Here is a 19,044-nt window from a genome sequence, read left to right on the forward strand (position 1 = left end):
CTCATTATTATAGAGGGGTATTTATATTGAAACTCAGAAGAAATTAACCGCTGTTTAAATATAACAATTATAAATGTTATTAATCATAATTGTTTGATTTTTATGTTGTTAATTGGTTGTGTTGGTGTTGTTTTTAGGTTAAGGCATATTAATTCTGTTTTTATTAATACGACACCATATGTCGCCATGAAACCTCTAAACCTGGCGTAAATTTGTCCTGTAATTATAACAGATTACATTTTTTCATAAAGTTAGTTTAGTTTGGTTTTTAAAAGATTAATGGAGCTGCTGTAGGTGTGGTTACCTGCAGCAGTTAATCTTTTTTAAAATAACTTATGAAAATTCAAATACGCCCAAGTAGATCATTATATATAGTAAAACCCTGTAGAAATTTTGTTTCTGTAGGGTTTTCGGTTTTTAATAGTTTCTCTATAAATAGAGTTTTGCCTAGTTAAGGGGGTGAAATGTAAAAGTTAATCTTCAGTTTTATTTGCAGTTGACTTCGGAAGATGTTCTTGAGTTCTCATGAATATCATTTTCTATCTTAAACTTTATATTGTTTTTAGAATTCTGTTTCAGTTTATTTCTATGTCTCTAAAATACGGCTTAAAGTAGGATCTATAAGTGATTCTTGTTCCTTGTAGCTAAGAGTTTGAGATTATGTAATCCAATACCGACACGTCATGTCGCCATACAAGCTTTGCTCTAGATGTAAATTTGTAGTGTAATTAAAACAAATTATAATTTTTAAGACTGTAATTAATTAAATAAGTAAATTATATATTATGAATAACATTTTGAAAAACACGAGAAAAGGATTTTTAATGCTAGCTTTATTTGGTACTATGGCAAGTTTTGCTGATGCTCCTGCAGACGGTATTATTGTTGAAGGGAACAACACCACCTTAACTTTGAATTACGCAAAACAAGGTAGTGCTGTATCAATTAAAGATACGAATGGTTCTGTGCTTTATACTGAAACTATTGAAACTACTGGTAGATATAAGAAAAACTTTGATTTAACCTTTTTACCTGACGGAAACTATCTATTTGAGGTTGATAAAGATCTTGAAATTAATGAAATTCCATTTACGTTAAATTCTGGAGTTGCCGTTTTTAACAAGAACGAAGAAAAAGTTGTTTACAAGCCTTTCCTTAGAGTTTCGAATGATTTAGTTTATATAAGTAAGTTAAATCTTGATAATGAAGATTTAGACGTTAATATTTATTTTACTAAGAACAATAGTATGAATTCTCAACTTGTTGTTTCTGAAAAAATTAAAAGCACTAATAATATAGAAAAAGTCTATAAATTAGAGGATTTGGGACAAGGTAGATATAAAATCGTATTGAACTCTGCAGGTAGAACAGTTGAAAAAAACATATAAACCTTAAATTAGTATATTTGAAAAAGGTGACCCTAAAAGAGGTCACCTTTTTTTATACCAATCATTTTATAGCCTAAACAAATCGAATAGGCTAGACTCGAGGGACTATGTTTAGCTTTATTAAAACACCGACACCGCATGTCGCTATAAAGTTTCTAAATCCGGCGTAAATTTGTAATGTAATTATAACAGATTACATTTTTTCATAAAGTTAGTTTGATTTTTAAGGATTAATGGATCTGCTGCAGGTGTGGTTACCTGCAGCAGTTAATCCTCTTTAAGAAAACCTTATGAAAATTCAAATATGCCCAAGTAGATCATTATATATAGTAAAACCCTGTGAATTTTAAGCATTCACAGGGTTTTCGGTTTCTTATAACTGTTTTAAAATAGACTTTGCTACTAGTAAAGGTCTTTAATTTTTTTAAGTTTCGTTTTCCACAATTCTAAAGAATCCTCGTGAATTTTGATATTGTTGTGAACTTCTTTCACAAGCGGATTATCATCTTCAACATTAGTGAAAAACTGTAAATTGTTTTCCAACTGGTTGATCTGACCTTTCACTTCGTCTATTTTCTTTCTAATAAAAATACGTTCGTTGTCTAGGTTTCTATTATCATCATCGGCAGCATTAAGTACTTCTAATTTATTTTCGTACTTAATGATTTCAGCTTCATTCTTATCTAGGTCTAATGTGGCAAGCAACTGGTCAATACTCTTTTGAAACTTACCATCAATATAGCGTTTGTCTTGAGGAACACGCCCAAGCTCTTGCCAAGTCTTAATTTGTTCTTTTATGGCCTCAATTCCCGCTTCCTTGTCCTTTGGTAATTCAAGTGTTTTTAAGCTATTTAGTAGCTCATTTTTCTTGGTGTAAGCTTCGGTCTGCTCTGCACTTGCAGCATTTCGTTTCGCGTGAATTCTATCAAAATAAAAATTGCAAGCAGCTTTAAATTGTTTCCAAATTTTGTCACTATCCTTTCTTGGCACATGACCAATTTTCTTCCAATCACCTTGAATTTTTTTCATCAACGGTGTTACAGTTTCAAAATCGTCACTTTCTTTATTATCTTCGGCAACCTGGATTAAATCTAATTTTAACTGAAGGTTTTTATATTGCTCTTTCTTTAAGTCTTTGTAAAAGCTGTTTTTTTGTCTGTTGAACGTTCTAACAGCCTCTTTGAACTTAGCCCATGTGGCTTCGTTAACTTTTAAAGGTACTTTTCCGGCATTAAAAAAATCTTCGCGCAATGCTTCAATTTGCTTTATTTTCTTTTGTAAACCACCGTGTGACTTTGCACCTTGGGCACTTACTGCCTCAATGTTTGCAATGATCTCTAGTTTTTTCTCTAGGTTTTTTTCGTAAACTTTATCTATTTCTTGATAATAGCTGTGGCGTTTGTCATTTATAATTTTTGTAGCCGCTTTAAAGCGTTCCCAGATAGCTTCGCGATGCTCTAATCCTACAGGACCGAGTTCTTCTTTCCACATTTTGTGTAACTCTTGTAGTTCTCTAAAAGCACGCATCACATTATCATCTTTCGATAACTCTTCGGCACGTTCAATAATTAATAATTTCTTCTCTAGATTATGTTTAAAATCTAAATCACGTAAATCTCTATTTAAGTGTAGAAAATCGTAAAACAATTCCACGTGGTGGTGGTAACTGTTCCAAGCATTATTATATTTATCTCGAGGAATAGGGCCCGTTTTTCTCCAACGTTCTTGTAAATCTTTAAAGTGTTTATAGGTTGTGTTAATGTTTTCTTCAACATTAATTAAGCCTTTTAATTCTTCAATAATTTCAAGTTTGTCTTCAAGATTTTGCTTCAGGTTTTTTTCTAAACTCTGATAATGGTTATTCAGTTTCGTTCTGTAAACTTTGTAAGCATCTTTATAGCGTTTTTGAACAGGAGAAGAATAATAGAAGTCAATTTCATTACCGCCATCATTCAAGAAATCTTCTTTCTTTTCATCTATAATAGACTGTAATTTTAATTTAAACTCGTTATTTATGCTGTTCACATGCGTGCGAATCGCTTGAATTTTCTCAGTTTCTAGAAGCCTTTCTAATTCAATGGCTAAGGCTTCTAAAGACATCGAGTCGTATTCTTTGACTTCAATTTTATGACGATCCTTATTGCCTTCATCTTCGGCATCCTCGGCGTTAGATTCGTCTATTTCGTTAAGTAATTCATCTTGTTCTTCATTTGAAGTAGATGAGTCATCTTCTTTCGATTCTGTATTTTCAGGGGTGTCAACAACAGGTTTTTCAGTTTCATCTACCTCATTGGATGTTGATTCTATGTTTTGATTTTCATTTAACTCTACTGAATTTTCATTAGAATTATTAGCATCCACTTCTTCTACTTTTTGTGATTTCTCGTTGTCAGACATTTTTAAAAATGTTAAGGTTCAATTAATTATTTTCGACTTTAAAGATACTAACAAGTATAGTATAAACAAAGTACTAGCAAGTGTTTTAACTTATTTATAAAGGTTTTAATAAAGGTCCCAAATAGACCAAGATTTTTCTGCTTGTAGTTTTAACATGTTAGCGCCATTCACTATTGTGGCTCCATTTCTTTTCCCAGCACTTAAAAATGCTGTTTCCTCAGGATTGTAAATTAAGTCGAAAAGTAAATGTTTATCTGTAATACCTTCGTAAGGAATATTAGGGCAGTCTTCAATATCGGGGAAGGTGCCAAGTGGTGTACAGTTTACTATAACTTCATGATTTTTAACGTCTTCTTGGGTTAAGGTATCATAAGAAAATTGAACATGTTCCGATAGTTTTCTAGATACATAATGGCAAGTTAACCCCAGTTCTTTTAAGCTGTAAATCACTGCTTTACTTGCGCCACCTGTACCTAAAATCAAGGCTTTTTTATGGTGCGGTTTAATGAACGGTTCAATGGTCTTTTTAAACCCGTAGCAATCGGTATTGTAGCCCACTAATTTGCCTTTTTTGGTGATTTTAATGGTGTTCACCGCGCCAATGGCTTTGGCTTGTTCGTTTATTTCATCGAGGTAAGGCATCACGGCTTCTTTGTATGGAATGGTCACATTTAAACCTTTTAAGCCTTCAGTTTGCTTTATAATATCCTGAAACTTGTTGATGTTTTCAATATCGAAGTTTTCGTATGAGGTGTTTTCAATGTGTTCTTTTTCGAATTTCTCTTTAAAGTATGCTCTTGAAAAGGAGTATGAAATATTTTTACCTAGAAGTCCTAATTTGTTCATGCTGTTTTTTTAGTTTTTTGTCCGTACCACTGCAACACCAACACCATGGCAATGCCAATGATGATGAAGCCAATAGCGATAGATGTTTCGGTGTTTAGTTCGGGAATAAAACGTTCGTAATTATGAATTATTCTTTGTCCACGAGAATCTAATAAAAGGTTGCCACTTTCATGCGTTTTAAAAATAGTTTTTTTCCATGGCCAAACAACGCCTAAAGAACCCACGATAAACCCTATTATAGAAGACAAAGTAATGCTTTTATAATGCTTTAAAATATAGCTTAACATGTGAGAGAAAGTTACCAATCCAGTAATAGACCCTAAAGTGAAAACTACTAATATTTTTAGCATTTGAATGCGCTGGGTATTTTCCGTAAAACTAAAATCACCTACAAAAATTTCTGACATGGTATCGTACAGTGCGTTTACCGAGTCTACTAATAGTAACACATAATTACCTAAAAGCATTAAAATGAACGAGCCTGAAAACCCTGGAAGTGTCATTCCCGATACGCTAATAATTCCGCAGAAAAAAACAAACCATAAGTTACTGTTTTCGGTAGCAGGGTTTAAGAAACTAATGCTTAACCCTAATAGTATACCAATGGTTAGCGATAGATATGTTTTAGGGTTCCAATCGTCAAAGTCTTTATGAATGTAGTAGATGGAGCCGATAATCATTCCGAAGAAAACACTCCAAACGTAAAGTTCATGGTGTTGGATTAAGTAATCGAGTACTTTAGAAATACTAAAGTAACTAATCACCATACCTAGGAATAAGAGGCTTAAAAAGCGTCCGTTTATGTAATGATAAAAACTTTTAAAGCGGCCGTTTAGTAGTAATGCGAAGGCTTTTTTGTTAACTTTTTTTAGCGAGTATATGAATTCTTCATAGAAACCAGCAACAAAAGCAACCACACCACCAGAAACTCCAGGGACTTTATTCGCAGCACCCATGCCTAATCCTTTTAGAACTAGAAAAAGTTTATCGGTAAGTGTTCGGGTACTTTGCATTATTGTTTTTTCGAGCCTAACTTTTCAAGTATAAAAATAGTTAAAAAACCTAAAATTATTAAAGCTATTGCATAAAGCAAATGGTTATCACCTTCAAAATTTAATGGTGAAATACTTTCCTGTAATAGTGGTGTTTTAATACCTTTTGAATTGGTGTGCCAAGTTAAGGTGTTTTTCCAAGGCCAAACTTTGTTTAACGAACCAAAAATAAATCCTGTTAAAACCGCTAGGGTGATGTTGTGATAATTTTTAAAAAGCCATTTTAAGACATGGCTAAAACTTAAAAGACCAACTAGTGCACCAATAGCAAAAATGGCAATTTTTTTTATATCGAGATCATGAAAGGCATCACTTAGGGTTTTATAAGCCCCAAGAATGATAAGGATAAATGATCCTGAGATGCCTGGGAGTATCATGGCGCAAATGGCAATAGCTCCAGCAATGCATAAAAACCATGAACTTTCATTTGTTCCTAGTGAAGGTAGTTTGCTAATATAAAAAGCCACAGCGGCGCCTATAATTAATGATACAATTGTGGCTGTATTCCATTTTGTAATTTGTTTTCCAACAAAATAAATACTAGCAACTATGAGTCCGAAAAAGAAGGACCATATTAAAACAGGATGATGAATGAGCAGGTAACTGGCGAGTTTCATAAAGGTTACAAAACTGATGATAATACCAGTCATGAGCGCCAATATGAAATTACCATTTAGCTGCGTCCAGAAATCTTTAAAACCTTTATTGAAAAGTGTTTTAAATAGTGCGCCATTAATATTACTTATGGTTGAAATTAATTCTTCATAGATTCCAGATATAAAAGCTATCGTACCGCCAGAAACACCTGGAACAGCATCGGCAGCTCCCATGGCTAGCCCTTTAAAAGTAATGATTAAATAATCACTTAAACGTCTTTGCATGCTTGATTTTTTAACAAAACCAAAGGTATACAAATTAATTAAACGTTTTGTTACAGATTTGTTTTTAGAATCTTTTTAACTAACCTTTTGTTAGAAATTTTCGGGAAAAGTTCATCAATAATGAAATAGTATTCTTCGTTGTATTTAAGTCCGTTTTTTAAATGAAAAGTCCCTTTGTCATTTTCATTTAACTGAAAGTAAAGTCCTGCTAAGCGGTATTCAATTTCAGCATTTTCAGGATAAAATTCAATCGCTTGTTCAAAATTATAAATGGCAGCTTCAGCTTCACCTAATTTAATTAATAAATCTCCACGTGATAACCAGGTGTTTAATTCGTAATTCCCTAGCTCTAAGGTTTTCTTGTAACCACGTTCGGCTTCTTCAAATAAACTTAACCGGTGATTAATTTGCGAGTATAATTTCCAATAAATAACATTTTCAGAATCTATATTAATCGCTTTATTGATATAATATAGTGCTTTTTGAAAATCGTGTTTTTTGTTGTGAAATTTTGTTATGGCAATCCAGCCTTTGTCTAATAAAGGATCTTCATGAACGGTTCTATCATAATATTGTAAAGCCAATTCAAGATCCCCTAATTTTTCATGACAATTACCAATGCGCAATAACGCAAAAGAGGTTGGATCGTCTAAGCTTAAGGTTATGGTATAATTTTCAATCGCGTCTTTGTAGCGTTTTAGTTTTTCTAGAACTTTACCACGCTCCAAGTAAGCACCAACAAAAGTATCATCTGAAATGATTGCAAAATCGTAAGCCGCTAAGGCTTTTTTGTAATCTTTTAAAAGGTAATATTGTTTTCCCAATTGATGCCAAGCCACTTCGCAGTATGGATTTTTATCTAAAAATAAGTTTAAATATGAAATCGCATCTTCGTGCTGCTCTAAAAATTCAAAGCAGTAAATAATGTTGTAAAGGGCAGAGTAGTCGTCTAAATCTGTTTCGAGACATTTCATGAAGTAGGTTTTAGCTTCTTCAAAATTGTCTAGAAATAAATACTCCATTCCAATTAAGGAATATAGATCAACCACATCGTCTGTTAGCTTCAGTGCCTGTTTAAGTACAACTATAGCTTGTTCATGATCGTCTTTTTTAGAATAGATATTAGCTTTCTGAATGTAAATTTCCTCATTATTAGGATCCAAACTATATAACTCACTTAATAAGTTATCAGCTTCATCTAACTTATCTTCAAAAACAAATATTTCAACTTTAAAAAGTCTTAAGTTAATTGAAGAAGGGTGTTGATCTAATCCTAATTTTATAGCTTTTTTTGCTAGAGCTATTTTACCTTGGTTCAGGTAATGATGAATGATGTTTTCAAATTCTTCTGAATCAAAGAATAAAACATGGTTTGTTTTTAACATCGATTCAAACTTGGTAAGCGGCAAATTTTTGTTGTCATCATGACTAAACTCCATAAGCACATTTGTGAGGTTCAACTTTATTAAAGTTACTATTCTATTTAAAGGTTAGTCGTAATTCGACTAAATGTTTTCAACAAAGTAATCAACAAAAGTAGTGTTTCGTCGAGTATTTATTTGTTTTTTACTGATAATCAATAAGTTAAATTTTTGTTAGACATCAAGGATTTCGTCAAGAATACTTAAAATAACTTGACAACCTTCGGTAATTTCACTGTTTGAAATGGTTAATGGCGGGGTAATTCTTACTGCTTTAGGCTCAAATAAGAGCCAGAATAAGATTAAACCTTGATCTTGTGCTGTTAAAATGAGTTGGTTTACCTTATCTAAATCGGGTAAAATCAACGCCAGCATCAGGCCTTTTCCGCGTATTTCTGAGATTAAAGGGTGCACAAGAAGCTTTCTAAAAAGGGCTTCTTTTTCTAATGCTTGTGACATTAAATTGGACTCGGTAATTTCTTTTAATGTTGCTAATGCTGAAGCTGCAATGACAGGATGCCCGCCAAAGGTTGTGATATGGCCAAGTTTGGGATTGTCTTGTAATAAATCCATGAGCGCACTGGAAGCTGTAAAAGCGCCAATAGGCATGCCACCGCCTAGTCCTTTTCCTGTAACAATAATATCTGGAATACAATTGTAGTTTTCAAATCCGAAAAGTTTCCCTGTTCGACCTATACCTGGTTGTATTTCGTCTAAAATTAAAAGCGCACCAACTTTAGTACACTGCGCTTTAACTTTTGTTAAATAATCATTTGTGGGTTCTATAAAGCCAGCCCCTCCTTGTATGGTTTCTAAAATTACACAAGCTGTATTTTTCGTTATTAGCTTTAAGTCCTCTTCATTATTAAAGTTAATAAAGCGTACATCTGGTAATAATGGTCTAAAAGCACGTTTTCGCTCTTCGTACCCCATAACACTCATAGCGCCCATGGTATTACCATGATAGGCATGGTTTGCAGCTATTATTTCGGTACGCCCAGTAGCACGTTTGGCTAATTTTAAGGCGCCTTCAATGGCTTCTGTTCCAGAGTTTGTTAAGTATGTTTTTTCAAAAGGTGCAGGTAAGTGACTTGCGATGAGTTTTGTGAGTTCTACAGCTGGTTGTTGCGCGTACTCGCCATACACCATAACATGCATGTATTTGTCAAGCTGGGTTTTTATGGCATCGATAACTTTAGGGTGGTTATGACCTAAGGGACAAGCAGAAACTCCTGCTACAAAATCTAAATACCTCTTGTTATTGGTATCATAAATATACGAACCATTGGCATGAGAAACTTCCATCGCTAAGGGATGTGTAGTTGTTTGTGCTTGATATTTAAGAAAATCTGAAGTCATTCGCTTTTGATTTATTCCTCTAAAACTTCAATAAGTTTAGCGCCCCAAACATAGATGGAGTCATCTGTTTGAAGATCACTAATTAAACATCTAAGCTTACTGCCATCGTTACTTTTATGTCCAATTAATGTGTATTCCTTCCATTCATTGGTTACTGTTATTGGTAATGTTGCATAAACGGCATAGTTTGTATCAGCACGTTGCAATCTAAGTCTCGTTTTTCCTTTTCCCTTCATCCAAACTGAAAATTTGAATGTGCCATATGTTTTATTAATAATTTGGAAAATGTGACCGTCACCTGTTCCTGTTCCCTTGATAAGATCGGATACGTCATTATTAGGGGTTTTCATAGGGCTAATATCTGCATTGATGCCATTTTTTAGCCATTTTGAGTGGCTAAATTCATTAGGGAATTCTAATAAGTTTTCTGTTTTCTTCGGAATATTACGAGCCGCTTTATTTTTGTGAGGTTCACCTTTTCCTGCTAATTTTATGCGTTCCTGCATAGCCTCATCAAAGAATTCGCCTGAAGGGATATAATCATCTAAGCCTTTTATAACAGGGAGTTCTAAAGGAGGATCGTCACTAAATAAATCTTCCACACTTGTTGGGCGTTCATCTTCCCGCCAATCAAAACCTTTTAAAAATTTATCTTTTTTAGGGTATTTAGATTCAGGAATTAAATCACCATCTACTTGATTAAATCTAGAGTACTCTTCAATATCGCCTTCAGCAAATAAAATTTTAATGCTACCAGATTTAGCTTTGTCTATTCCTATGAGTTCTTGTTTTTCGTTTCTTGCATAAAAAATTGATTCTGCATTTTTAATGATATTAACCTCTCGTAGCGCATTCTCGTCATTAAAAAGTCCGACCAATCGTAAACCATAAATTTGATTATAACCGTTGTCACTTAAGGTATCTTTACTAATGATAAAGGAATGATTAAAAACCAAGAGTGAGTCTATTTTTTCCGTTTTACTGTTTGAAATCAGGTGAATGGTGTCTCCAGTCATTTGGTTTTCAAAATTCCAAAGAATCGGTTTTCTTGCTGTTGAAAATTTATCACCTGCAGATAAACGTGGAATGTTTATTAACTTGGTGAGACCTGTTTTTTGGTTCGCGTGGATAGAATCTGATTTCCCCGTAATATCCGATTTAAATATTTTCGCGTTGTAATAGGCGTTAATAATGCGATTATCTGGTTTGCCAGTAACCATAATTTTATCGGCATGCATAAAAACAGAATCCTTTTCCTGTACGGTAATCGCTAAGGCGCGTTTTGTGATGAATAGCGAATCTTTTTCTTTAAAAACTTCGGCATAGTGCCCTTTAATTATACTGTTATTAAGCGTATCGGTAACCTTGATGTTATTGGTTGCTGAAGCGAAACTTTTATTGTTATCAAAAAACAAACTATCACCTTCAACGATACGGTTGTCGTAATCTATTTTAGCATTTTTTAGCGCATAACCAACCTCTAATTTGGTGTCGTAAAACCCTTTTTCACAATAGGTTTTGCTAGTTTCGGTAGTGATGGTTGATGGTCCGAATAGGTAAGCAAAACCAGAATCGGAGTAAAAATCAAAAAAATCTGAATTTATGGTTGATTCTTTGTTAACTAAAACCACATCGTTTACAAACTGATATTTTTTAATATCCATGTAATAACGACCAATTTTACTTGTAATAGTGCCTGAAGAATCTTTTACAACCTTACCGCCGTTTCTATAAAAAGCTTGTTGTTTTACACGATCAAAGTATAGGGTGTCTGAAGAAATGGTAGAGTGGGGGTCTGTTAAAACCACATCGCCACTGGCAAAAGCTAATTCTGTGATACCACTATATTCTACATATTTAGAAGTCATATTAATGGTGTCTCCTTGTTTCACAGATACATTACCATAGGCTTCAACGAAATTTTCTTCACCATAATGAATGGCTTTGTCGCACCACATGTTTGAACCGCCATGAATAATATGTACTTGCTGCTTATCGTCGCGTGTTAGAACCTTCGCGCCTGGATAGTTTTCTTCATCAATAGTGAGTTTTCCCGCGTACTCAATTTGAATTTTTCGTTTTTCTTGAGCGCCGTTAACTGAAACAAAACCTATAACAAAGATTAATAGTAAAACTTGAAGTTTGTTCAAAGTGTAAAAAATTTGAGGCAAAAATAACGATAAAAATAATGTTTTATGATATTGTTTAGACCTAAATAATTCAAGCTTTAAGTAAGTGATTAAATTTATTAGTTAAACCTTAATAATTGTAACTATGTTATAGTTTTTTGATTTGGCTACTTTTTGTTTTTATTGAAGTATTTTAATATGACTTAATATTATAACGGACTTACTTTTGTAAGTGGAACTTTTAAAACAACTTTGGTGCCAGGCGAGTTGGTATTGTCATGATACAAGTCTGTGAAAATTATAGAATAATTGCCATTATGTTCCTTAGCAAAATTAGAAAGGCGCTCTTCTGTAAGTTTGATTCCTAAAGATTCACTTTTGTAAATTTTCTTTTCTTTTATTTTAGCTGATTTTTTTCGGCCTATTCCATTATCAGCAATTGAAATATTTAAATGTGATAAACCTGATTTTTTAACCATGATAAATAGTTTTTTATCCTCTTTTTTGGAAGCAAGGCCATGCCAGATTGCATTTTCAATAAAAGGTTGTAATATAAGCGCAGGAATTTTAATAGTGTCTAGGTTTAGGTTTTCTTCTATTTCTAAAACGAAATTTATTTCATTGTTAAATCGGATGTTTTCTATATTGACGTACAATTCCATAGTTTCAATTTCATCAGCCAAACTAATTTCTTTTTCCTGGGTAGAGCTTAATATTTTTCTAATAAGTTTTGAGAATTTATTGAGGTAATATACCGCATTTTCTTTCTCATTATTAATAATATACATTTTAATAGAATTTAGTGAGTTAAAAATAAAATGAGGATTCATCTGACTTCTAAGTGAAGTTATTTTTAATTCTGCTATTTCCTTACTCCATTTTTCTTTTAGTGTTAATAGTTTTTCGTTTTTGGCTTTTTCTTTAAATAAAATTAAATCTTGTACTAATTGATCCTGTACTTTGTCTCGTAAATTTTCATTCTCTTTAAGTTGACCGATTAATTTGAGTTGCGATACATTTTTTTCTTCTAAAATTAGTTTTTGTTTATGCCCCAATGCTAAAGAGAATAGGATGTTTTCAATTATTACGCCAATGGAAAATATAATGGTAACCATTTTATAACCACTTGCAAAGAAAAAAGCATATTCAGCTGTAACTAGATATATAAAAGACCCTATAAGTACATAGTATTTTAAGGGGGTTTTTAAGCCATAAAGTATATAAAAACTAATTAAAGCTAATACTGCAATAACGGGTGAGAAGAAGTAAGAAAATGCAAAGCCAACAACGTAATAATTTTTAGTTAATACCGCGTATATCACCAAAATAAATAAGGATATAAAGAAAACAAACATGCTAATATTTAAAACCTTATTCCAGTTTTTTTTATAGATGTGTAACTCTACTAATGCTTTGGCAAACATTAAATAGAGTGTATTATATATCCATTCTCGAGGGATTATAAGGAGTTGCATGTATGGGTCATTATCGTTCGTGGCATCTAAAAAAGCCGAGTTTTCGGTGTTAGGGTAATTGGCCGTGAAAATTAAAAAGGTGTACAGGCTGTAGTAGAGGTAAACTTTATCTTTATGCTGAAAATACAATAGAAAATGATATACAGACAAGGTGATTAAAAACCCTGAAAATAATACTGTAAACTCTTTAAAAGGAATCATTTTAGTAATCTAGTTTTAGAATTACAGTTTGTATCAGTGGAAAACCTATTTTCATTATATAAATTTTCAAATCCTATCTTGTAATAACTGTTACTGTTTTTATGTTGAAAATAAAGTAAAATATGATAAATAGAAAGTACAAATAATATGATTAATATAAAAATGACCATTTCGGTATCTTTAGAAAAGTAAGTAAAGAGCCATATCGAGTTTTTATTGACTAAAGAGATGTTAATGACTTAATCTCTTTAATAAAGTTTCTTTTTTGGATCGTGCTACGGGTATGGAATTCCCGTTTTCTAAAACCAAATATTGGCCATCACTTTTTATAAATTCTTTAACATGTGTTAGGTTAACTAGATAGGAATTATGAACTCTAAAAAATGCAATGCTATTAATAAGTTCTTCAACTTCTTTAATTTTTTTTGATAACATTTTGGAAGTGTCATCTTTAAAATAAATTTCGCAGTAATTACCATCTGCCTTACAATAACAAATATCATCTGCATTTATAAAAATGGTTTTGCCTGCGAGTGGTAAAGCTATTTTAGAGTTATTCGACATAAAATTTTTCAAAACACTTTTTAATTCCTGTCCAAGGAGGTTTTTGTTTTTGTTAACCTTAATTCGAGCAACTGCGTTTTGTAAATCGTCAGAATCTATTGGTTTTAGTAGGTAATCAATGGCCGATTCTTTAAATGCTTTAATGGCATAATTATCAAAAGCCGTGGTAATTATTAAGTCGAAATTTCTATATTTTAAATTTTGTAACAATTGAAACCCATCCATTTCAGGCATTTCAATATCGAGAAAAACACAATCAGGCTTTAAATAATTTATAGCCGAAATAGCTTCAATTGGGTCCGTAAAACTATCACATATCTCTATGCCCTGGCAAAAATTCTCTATTTCCCATTGAAGGCTTTTGATGGCATTAAGTTCGTCATCAACAATAATAGCTTTTATCATTTTGAATTCGGTTTGATTACTAAATATAGTAAGCTTACAGTAATTTATGTATTCAAACCTTATAATTGGTACCATTTAAAGTACCAATTACATGAATGAGTGTATCAATTGTAAACCTATGGTAATTAGCGTGAAAGATTCAATTTACAAAATTTATTACATAGAAGTTAAAATGATCGACCATGATTTCGTTTTTATACTTTGAAGTAAATCGTATTCAGTTGTTAAAATGTAATTATTCGAGTTACTGCAAGGGTTCAGAAAATAAAAATAGTAAGGATAGCGCTGTCGAGTGCTAACAAAAATATTATTAAAGGTATTCGCTATAACCTTGATGATGTGTTTATGTTTCAATGTTTACATTATGAGATGTTTAACAAGGTTTACGAGTTGTAATTACAACTATACAGTATTTCTAACCAACTATAAAATTCTATAAAAAAAGGATACTTTCCTAATGTAAATTTGATGTTATAAACCAAAAACAACAGACAAAATTTAAAAACAAAACATTTAATGAACTAATGGTAATCTCGTGTTTAACCCATGTTATGGTGTGAAGTAGTTGCGTAGGATTGTATGGTGATTCAATTTCATCGAATGAATGCGGTACCAATTGGGTGACGGAAATAAACACAGAACTTAATGCTTATTTAGGTGCCATAGAGGTTAATGCCTCCAAACCAACATCGGAAAACTGTGTTGTGGTAAAAAAAAGCTGTGAATGAGTATATAGATACTATAGTCAAAAACGGAAAATGTGTGCCAACTGGAAGCAAAGCCGAATGGATAGAATACTCGGAGAGAGTAGAAAAGATATGAGCGAAATTGAATTAAATTCTCTTTTAGAGGTAGCGCTTAGTTACTAAATCCTGCTCCTGGCGATACTACTAGTTCTCAAAATTTATATCGATGTAATGGTTTAAGTAAATGGAACACTAACATTAAATTTTACTAAAATGAAAAATCAAATCTTATTATTTGTAATAGTAATCTTTTTACTACCAACCAGGAGTGAAGCTCAGTTTCTTAGAAAATTAAAAGCTCGTGTAGAAGCTGCTGCAGAAGAAACTGTTCTTGATAGAACAGCTGAAAGGGTTGCTGAAAAATCAAGCGAGGGTGTTGATAAAATATTTGATGTCAATTTTAAAGGAAACGGAAAATCTGTAAAAATGGAAGATGCTTCGATACTACCAGAAACCTATTCTTTTAATTGGAGATATTCTTTAAAAATGATTACCGACAAAGGTGACATGCTCATAGATTATTATTTAATGGAGGCTGGGGAAGCTCTAGGGGTGAATCCAAACCCCAATGACTCCAGTATGAATATGTTTATGGTATTGGACAGTGAACTAAATGTAAATGTCATGTTTATGGATTCTGGAGCTAGCAAAATGGGCTCTGTTACTTCAATGGATAACATGGATATTGTGGATGTGGTTGACGATGAGGTAGACACTGAAAATAAATTTACTTATAATAAAATTGGCAAAAAGAAAATCTTAGGACATCATTGTCAAGGTTATAAAATTGAAAGCGATGAGGCGGATATAGAACTTTATATTTATGAAAATTCGCCTGTGAGTTTTGATTTTAACTTTAGTTCCTCTCAAAAAAATATACCAAATGGTTTCGATCCTAAGTTGCTTAAAAATATAGAAAAAGGCATGGTAATGGAAATGGTTTACATGAGTAAAAAGAAGTCTAAAGATACTTTTAAAATGGAGTGTGTTGGTTTTGAGGAAGAATCAAAAGATATCGCTGTGAGCGATTATCAATTTATGAATGTGGGGACTATGAATTCGCCAAACGACTAGCCTTACAACAAAAGGTGTTCCGTTTAGATTAATGACTTAGAACTAAAATTTAATTTAAACAAAATGATAATGAATATTAAAAATTAATAACATGAAAACACTATTCGCCATTACTTTTTTTATAACCATATTCTCTTGTGGAAATGATAAAAAAAGAGACCAAAATTCATCCGAAATTGATCCGTGCAATTATCTCACGGAAGCTTATATAAAAGCGCTAATACCTGAAGCAAACAATTTTCGTAAAGAAACTAGTGGCTCTTCTTATCCTACTTGTTTTTATAAATTTAATATTGGTGATGTTGAGTCTAGGGCAATGCTTGTTGTTGTATTGGGGGCTGGAAAAGCCAAGAATTTTGAAACATCTATGAGTTATCTTAAAAATAAGGAACGCATACAGGGGCTTGGAGAAGAAGCTTTTTATATGCCAAACACAGGTCAGGTATCTACTTATGCTAATAAAAATCTTATTCACCTAACAATCTCTAAAGATTTGGGACACGTTAAAGGTGAGTATAAAGACCTTACCATTAAAGCAGCAAAAAAAATTCTAGCAGACTTATAGTTTGATACCTTGTCTCTAAAAAAAAATGTACAACTAGACTAGATAAGGATAGATCAATAAATTAAATAATAATTAAATTTTAAAAAATAAAAATTATGAAACTAGTAAAGTTAAGAGTGCTTGTTACAGCATGTATGTTATGTTCAGTGATTTCTTTTTCACAATCTATTGAGGGGAATCTTTCAGTGAAAGGTGTGTCGAAAACCAGTAGTATAAAACAAAATTCTCCAGTTGAGTTATTTAAAGCTTTTAAAACGGGAGTGTATACCATTAATTTTAATTTCAAAAGCAACGCTAAACCAGATCAGTTTGTGCTGTTCGATATGAAAACTGTGGTAAAATACAATGGTAAAACAGTTTCTACAACATCACGAGCCAATTGGCCATGGTTACCAGGTGATATGTTTGTACCTATAGAGGCTTTTGATGCGATTCCTGTTTTACAAAAATTATCAGATAATGGGCGTTCTTTTAAAAAAGGTAGCTATGAAATTACATTTCAATTAACACCATCCTCAGGACAAAAAGTTAAGGGGAGTATTAGGCCATTTAATATGAAGTTTAACGTAAAATAAATTTAAGAAGATGAAATATCTAAAATTTATTGTATTCCTGTCCCTATTGATAACTGTCATATCTTGTGATAAAGATGATGGTGATGACTCAAATGATCAAGTTTTTGATTACGCATCTCAATTAAACACAGATAATGGTTTTAATTTTGAATTTACCTATCCTGACGGAAAAACAGTTAAAGAAACAGGAACCTCTGTTTTTGGTCTTGCTTATGGCGCATGGTTAGACAGCGATTATAGAATCGGTTTGTACGGTGGGAATGAAAATTTACGTTTCGATTTTAGATACAGTGTACCTGAAAATTTAAAATGGAGGGAAGTTATTGATGGTGAACACGATCTTACTGTGGATCGAATTTTTTTGGATGATACTGGTGATTTACAAGATTTAGAGCCTGAATTATGGTTTGACTCTAAAGGTAGTAATGATGAATTTGATCCATACATAAATGTCACAGGGAAGATAATTACTCAATCGAATCTTTCGGTTAATAATGAAAATTTTGGTTTATTGGTTGAGGTCAAAGGGTATGTGCTAAATAATATGGGAGAGAAATTAACAGTGGAAGGTTATTTTTGGATGAAAGATGCTGAAATAAAATAAAGTAGTGTCTCTCAAACTGCCTTAAAAAAGAAGAGGCTGTCTTTTCAGGCAGCCTCTTCTTTTTATTAAAAAAATATTACTTCTTTCTAAAAATAGTTTGCTTTCTGTCTGGTCCAACAGAAACAATAGTAATAGGGATTTCTAATTCTTTTTCTAAAAATTCGATATAACCGTTTAAAGCTTTTGGCATTTGAGAAGCTTCAGACATTTCTGTTAAATCTTCGTTCCATCCGCTAAATTCAGAATAAACAGGTTCCAAGTTTTCTGGTTCGATGTTGTAAGGAAGATGTGTGATTTCTTCGCCTTTATATTTATATGATGTACATACTTTTAAGGTTTTAAAACCAGAAAGTACATCACCTTTCATCATCATTAATTGTGTTACACCATTAACTTGACAAGCGTATCTCAAGGCAACAAGGTCTAACCAACCACAACGTCTTGGTCTTCCAGTAGTCGCACCGAATTCGTTACCAACTTTAGCCATAGTCGCACCGTCTTCATCAAAAAGTTCGGTTGGGAATGGGCCAGAACCAACACGTGTAGTGTAAGCTTTGAAAATCCCGAAAACTTCGCCAATTTGATTAGGCGCAACACCTAAACCAGTACAAGCTCCTGCAGCAGTCGTGTTACTAGACGTTACAAATGGATACGTTCCAAAATCAATATCTAATAAAGAGCCTTGAGCTCCTTCAGCAAGAATGGTTTGCCCAGACTTTTGTGCTTGATAAATATATTCTTCAGAATCAATTAATTTTAAAGATTTTAAAACGTCTACTGCTTTAAAAAATTCAACCTCTAATTCTGCTAAGTTGTATTCAATTTCTACATTATAGAATTTAATCATCGCCTCATGTTTATCGGCTAATGCTCTATAACGTTCTTTCCAATCGCTAAGTTCTAAATCACCTACACGAATTCCGTTTCTTCCGGTTTTATCCATATAAGTTGGGCCAATACCTTTAAGTGTTGATCCAATTTTCGCTTTCCCTTTTGAGGCTTCACTTGCCGCATCTAATAAACGGTGCGTTGGTAAGATAATATGTGCTTTTCTTGAAATGTGTAAAGATTTTCTATAATCTACATTTTGCTCTTCAAGTTTGTCTAGTTCACCTTTAAAAATCACAGGATCTATAACAACACCGTTTCCTACTAAATTCGTAGCATCATCATGAAAAATTCCAGAAGGAATGGTATGTAATACGTGTTTTTTACCGTTGAAAACTAAAGTGTGACCTGCATTTGGCCCGCCTTGAAAACGTGCTATGATATTATAGTCTTTGGTAAGGACGTCAACAATTTTTCCTTTGCCTTCGTCTCCCCATTGTAATCCTAGTAGTAAGTCTACTGCCATTGTGAATA

The 19,044-nt window shown here is 32.6% G+C and carries 15 protein-coding genes; 5 read left to right on the forward strand and 10 right to left on the reverse strand.

Going from position 1 to position 19,044, the window contains the following annotated elements; genetic code table 11:
- Positions 1-785 precede the first annotated feature (785 nt).
- A complete protein-coding gene (locus tag Q4566_RS01660; RefSeq protein ID WP_303417600.1) occupies positions 786-1,388 on the forward strand; it encodes a hypothetical protein in 603 nt (200 codons plus the stop codon).
- Between the two features lie 402 nt (positions 1,389-1,790).
- Here the strand turns inward: Q4566_RS01660 and Q4566_RS01665 are convergent, their stop codons facing one another.
- The 9 genes from Q4566_RS01665 to Q4566_RS01705 form a co-directional block, all read right to left on the reverse strand.
- On the reverse strand, positions 1,791-3,785 hold the full coding sequence (locus Q4566_RS01665) for a DUF349 domain-containing protein (protein WP_303417603.1): 1,995 nt from the start codon (positions 3,783-3,785) through the stop codon (positions 1,791-1,793).
- Positions 3,786-3,890: 105 nt separating this feature from the next.
- On the reverse strand, positions 3,891-4,631 hold the full coding sequence (locus Q4566_RS01670; protein WP_303417605.1) for a shikimate dehydrogenase: 741 nt from the start codon (positions 4,629-4,631) through the stop codon (positions 3,891-3,893).
- Entirely contained in the window at positions 4,628-5,644 is a 1,017-nt protein-coding gene (locus tag Q4566_RS01675; RefSeq protein ID WP_303417607.1) for a DUF368 domain-containing protein, read from the reverse strand. Before Q4566_RS01675 ends, Q4566_RS01670 begins: the two co-directional genes overlap by 4 nt.
- Positions 5,644-6,564: a DUF368 domain-containing protein gene (locus tag Q4566_RS01680; protein ID WP_303417609.1), complete on the reverse strand. Its 921-nt coding sequence runs from the start codon at positions 6,562-6,564 to the stop codon at positions 5,644-5,646. Before Q4566_RS01680 ends, Q4566_RS01675 begins: the two co-directional genes overlap by 1 nt.
- A gap of 50 nt (positions 6,565-6,614) precedes the next feature.
- Positions 6,615-8,003: a tetratricopeptide repeat protein gene (locus Q4566_RS01685; RefSeq protein WP_303418119.1), complete on the reverse strand. Its 1,389-nt coding sequence runs from the start codon at positions 8,001-8,003 to the stop codon at positions 6,615-6,617.
- A 156-nt stretch (positions 8,004-8,159) separates the two neighbouring features.
- Positions 8,160-9,344, reverse strand: a complete 1,185-nt coding sequence (locus tag Q4566_RS01690; protein ID WP_303417611.1) for an aspartate aminotransferase family protein — start codon at positions 9,342-9,344, stop codon at positions 8,160-8,162.
- Positions 9,345-9,355: 11 nt separating this feature from the next.
- Positions 9,356-11,494, reverse strand: coding sequence for an OstA-like protein (locus Q4566_RS01695; protein ID WP_303417613.1), 2,139 nt, complete (start codon positions 11,492-11,494; stop codon positions 9,356-9,358).
- Positions 11,495-11,682: 188 nt separating this feature from the next.
- Positions 11,683-13,149, reverse strand: a complete 1,467-nt coding sequence (locus tag Q4566_RS01700; RefSeq protein ID WP_303417615.1) for a histidine kinase — start codon at positions 13,147-13,149, stop codon at positions 11,683-11,685.
- Positions 13,150-13,380: 231 nt separating this feature from the next.
- Complete coding sequence (locus Q4566_RS01705; RefSeq protein WP_303417617.1) at positions 13,381-14,118, reverse strand: LytTR family DNA-binding domain-containing protein; 738 nt, start codon at positions 14,116-14,118, stop codon at positions 13,381-13,383.
- A gap of 959 nt (positions 14,119-15,077) precedes the next feature.
- On the opposite strand from Q4566_RS01705, the gene Q4566_RS01710 reads away from it, so the two are divergent.
- From Q4566_RS01710 to Q4566_RS01725, 4 genes are all read left to right on the forward strand, one after another.
- Positions 15,078-15,938: a DUF4412 domain-containing protein gene (locus Q4566_RS01710; RefSeq protein WP_303417619.1), complete on the forward strand. Its 861-nt coding sequence runs from the start codon at positions 15,078-15,080 to the stop codon at positions 15,936-15,938.
- 91 nt (positions 15,939-16,029) lie between these two features.
- On the forward strand, positions 16,030-16,503 hold the full coding sequence (locus tag Q4566_RS01715; protein ID WP_303417621.1) for a hypothetical protein: 474 nt from the start codon (positions 16,030-16,032) through the stop codon (positions 16,501-16,503).
- A 95-nt stretch (positions 16,504-16,598) separates the two neighbouring features.
- Complete coding sequence (locus Q4566_RS01720; protein ID WP_303417623.1) at positions 16,599-17,078, forward strand: hypothetical protein; 480 nt, start codon at positions 16,599-16,601, stop codon at positions 17,076-17,078.
- Between the two features lie 10 nt (positions 17,079-17,088).
- Entirely contained in the window at positions 17,089-17,682 is a 594-nt protein-coding gene (locus tag Q4566_RS01725) for a hypothetical protein (RefSeq protein ID WP_303417625.1), read from the forward strand.
- A gap of 76 nt (positions 17,683-17,758) precedes the next feature.
- Here the strand turns inward: Q4566_RS01725 and Q4566_RS01730 are convergent, their stop codons facing one another.
- Positions 17,759-19,036: an adenylosuccinate synthase gene (locus tag Q4566_RS01730; RefSeq protein WP_303417628.1), complete on the reverse strand. Its 1,278-nt coding sequence runs from the start codon at positions 19,034-19,036 to the stop codon at positions 17,759-17,761.
- Between the last annotated feature and the right edge of the window lie 8 nt (positions 19,037-19,044).

The organism is Tamlana sp. 2_MG-2023, from assembly GCF_030548465.1.
In the GTDB taxonomy this organism is placed as follows: Bacteria; Bacteroidota; Bacteroidia; order Flavobacteriales; family Flavobacteriaceae; genus Pseudotamlana.

Coding starts and splice junctions, on each gene's coding strand:
- Q4566_RS01705 (WP_303417617.1), bottom strand. CDS start 14,118: ATGATAAAAGCTATTATTGTTGATGACGAACTTAATGCCATCAAAAGC.
- Q4566_RS01715 (WP_303417621.1), top strand. CDS start 16,030: ATGAAAACACTATTCGCCATTACTTTTTTTATAACCATATTCTCTTGT.
- Q4566_RS01730 (WP_303417628.1), bottom strand. CDS start 19,036: ATGGCAGTAGACTTACTACTAGGATTACAATGGGGAGACGAAGGCAAA.
- Q4566_RS01675 (WP_303417607.1), bottom strand. CDS start 5,644: ATGCAAAGTACCCGAACACTTACCGATAAACTTTTTCTAGTTCTAAAA.
- Q4566_RS01725 (WP_303417625.1), top strand. CDS start 17,089: ATGAAATATCTAAAATTTATTGTATTCCTGTCCCTATTGATAACTGTC.
- Q4566_RS01710 (WP_303417619.1), top strand. CDS start 15,078: ATGAAAAATCAAATCTTATTATTTGTAATAGTAATCTTTTTACTACCA.
- Q4566_RS01720 (WP_303417623.1), top strand. CDS start 16,599: ATGAAACTAGTAAAGTTAAGAGTGCTTGTTACAGCATGTATGTTATGT.
- Q4566_RS01665 (WP_303417603.1), bottom strand. CDS start 3,785: ATGTCTGACAACGAGAAATCACAAAAAGTAGAAGAAGTGGATGCTAAT.
- Q4566_RS01680 (WP_303417609.1), bottom strand. CDS start 6,564: ATGCAAAGACGTTTAAGTGATTATTTAATCATTACTTTTAAAGGGCTA.
- Q4566_RS01660 (WP_303417600.1), top strand. CDS start 786: ATGAATAACATTTTGAAAAACACGAGAAAAGGATTTTTAATGCTAGCT.
- Q4566_RS01690 (WP_303417611.1), bottom strand. CDS start 9,344: ATGACTTCAGATTTTCTTAAATATCAAGCACAAACAACTACACATCCC.
- Q4566_RS01685 (WP_303418119.1), bottom strand. CDS start 8,003: ATGGAGTTTAGTCATGATGACAACAAAAATTTGCCGCTTACCAAGTTT.
- Q4566_RS01700 (WP_303417615.1), bottom strand. CDS start 13,149: ATGATTCCTTTTAAAGAGTTTACAGTATTATTTTCAGGGTTTTTAATC.
- Q4566_RS01670 (WP_303417605.1), bottom strand. CDS start 4,631: ATGAACAAATTAGGACTTCTAGGTAAAAATATTTCATACTCCTTTTCA.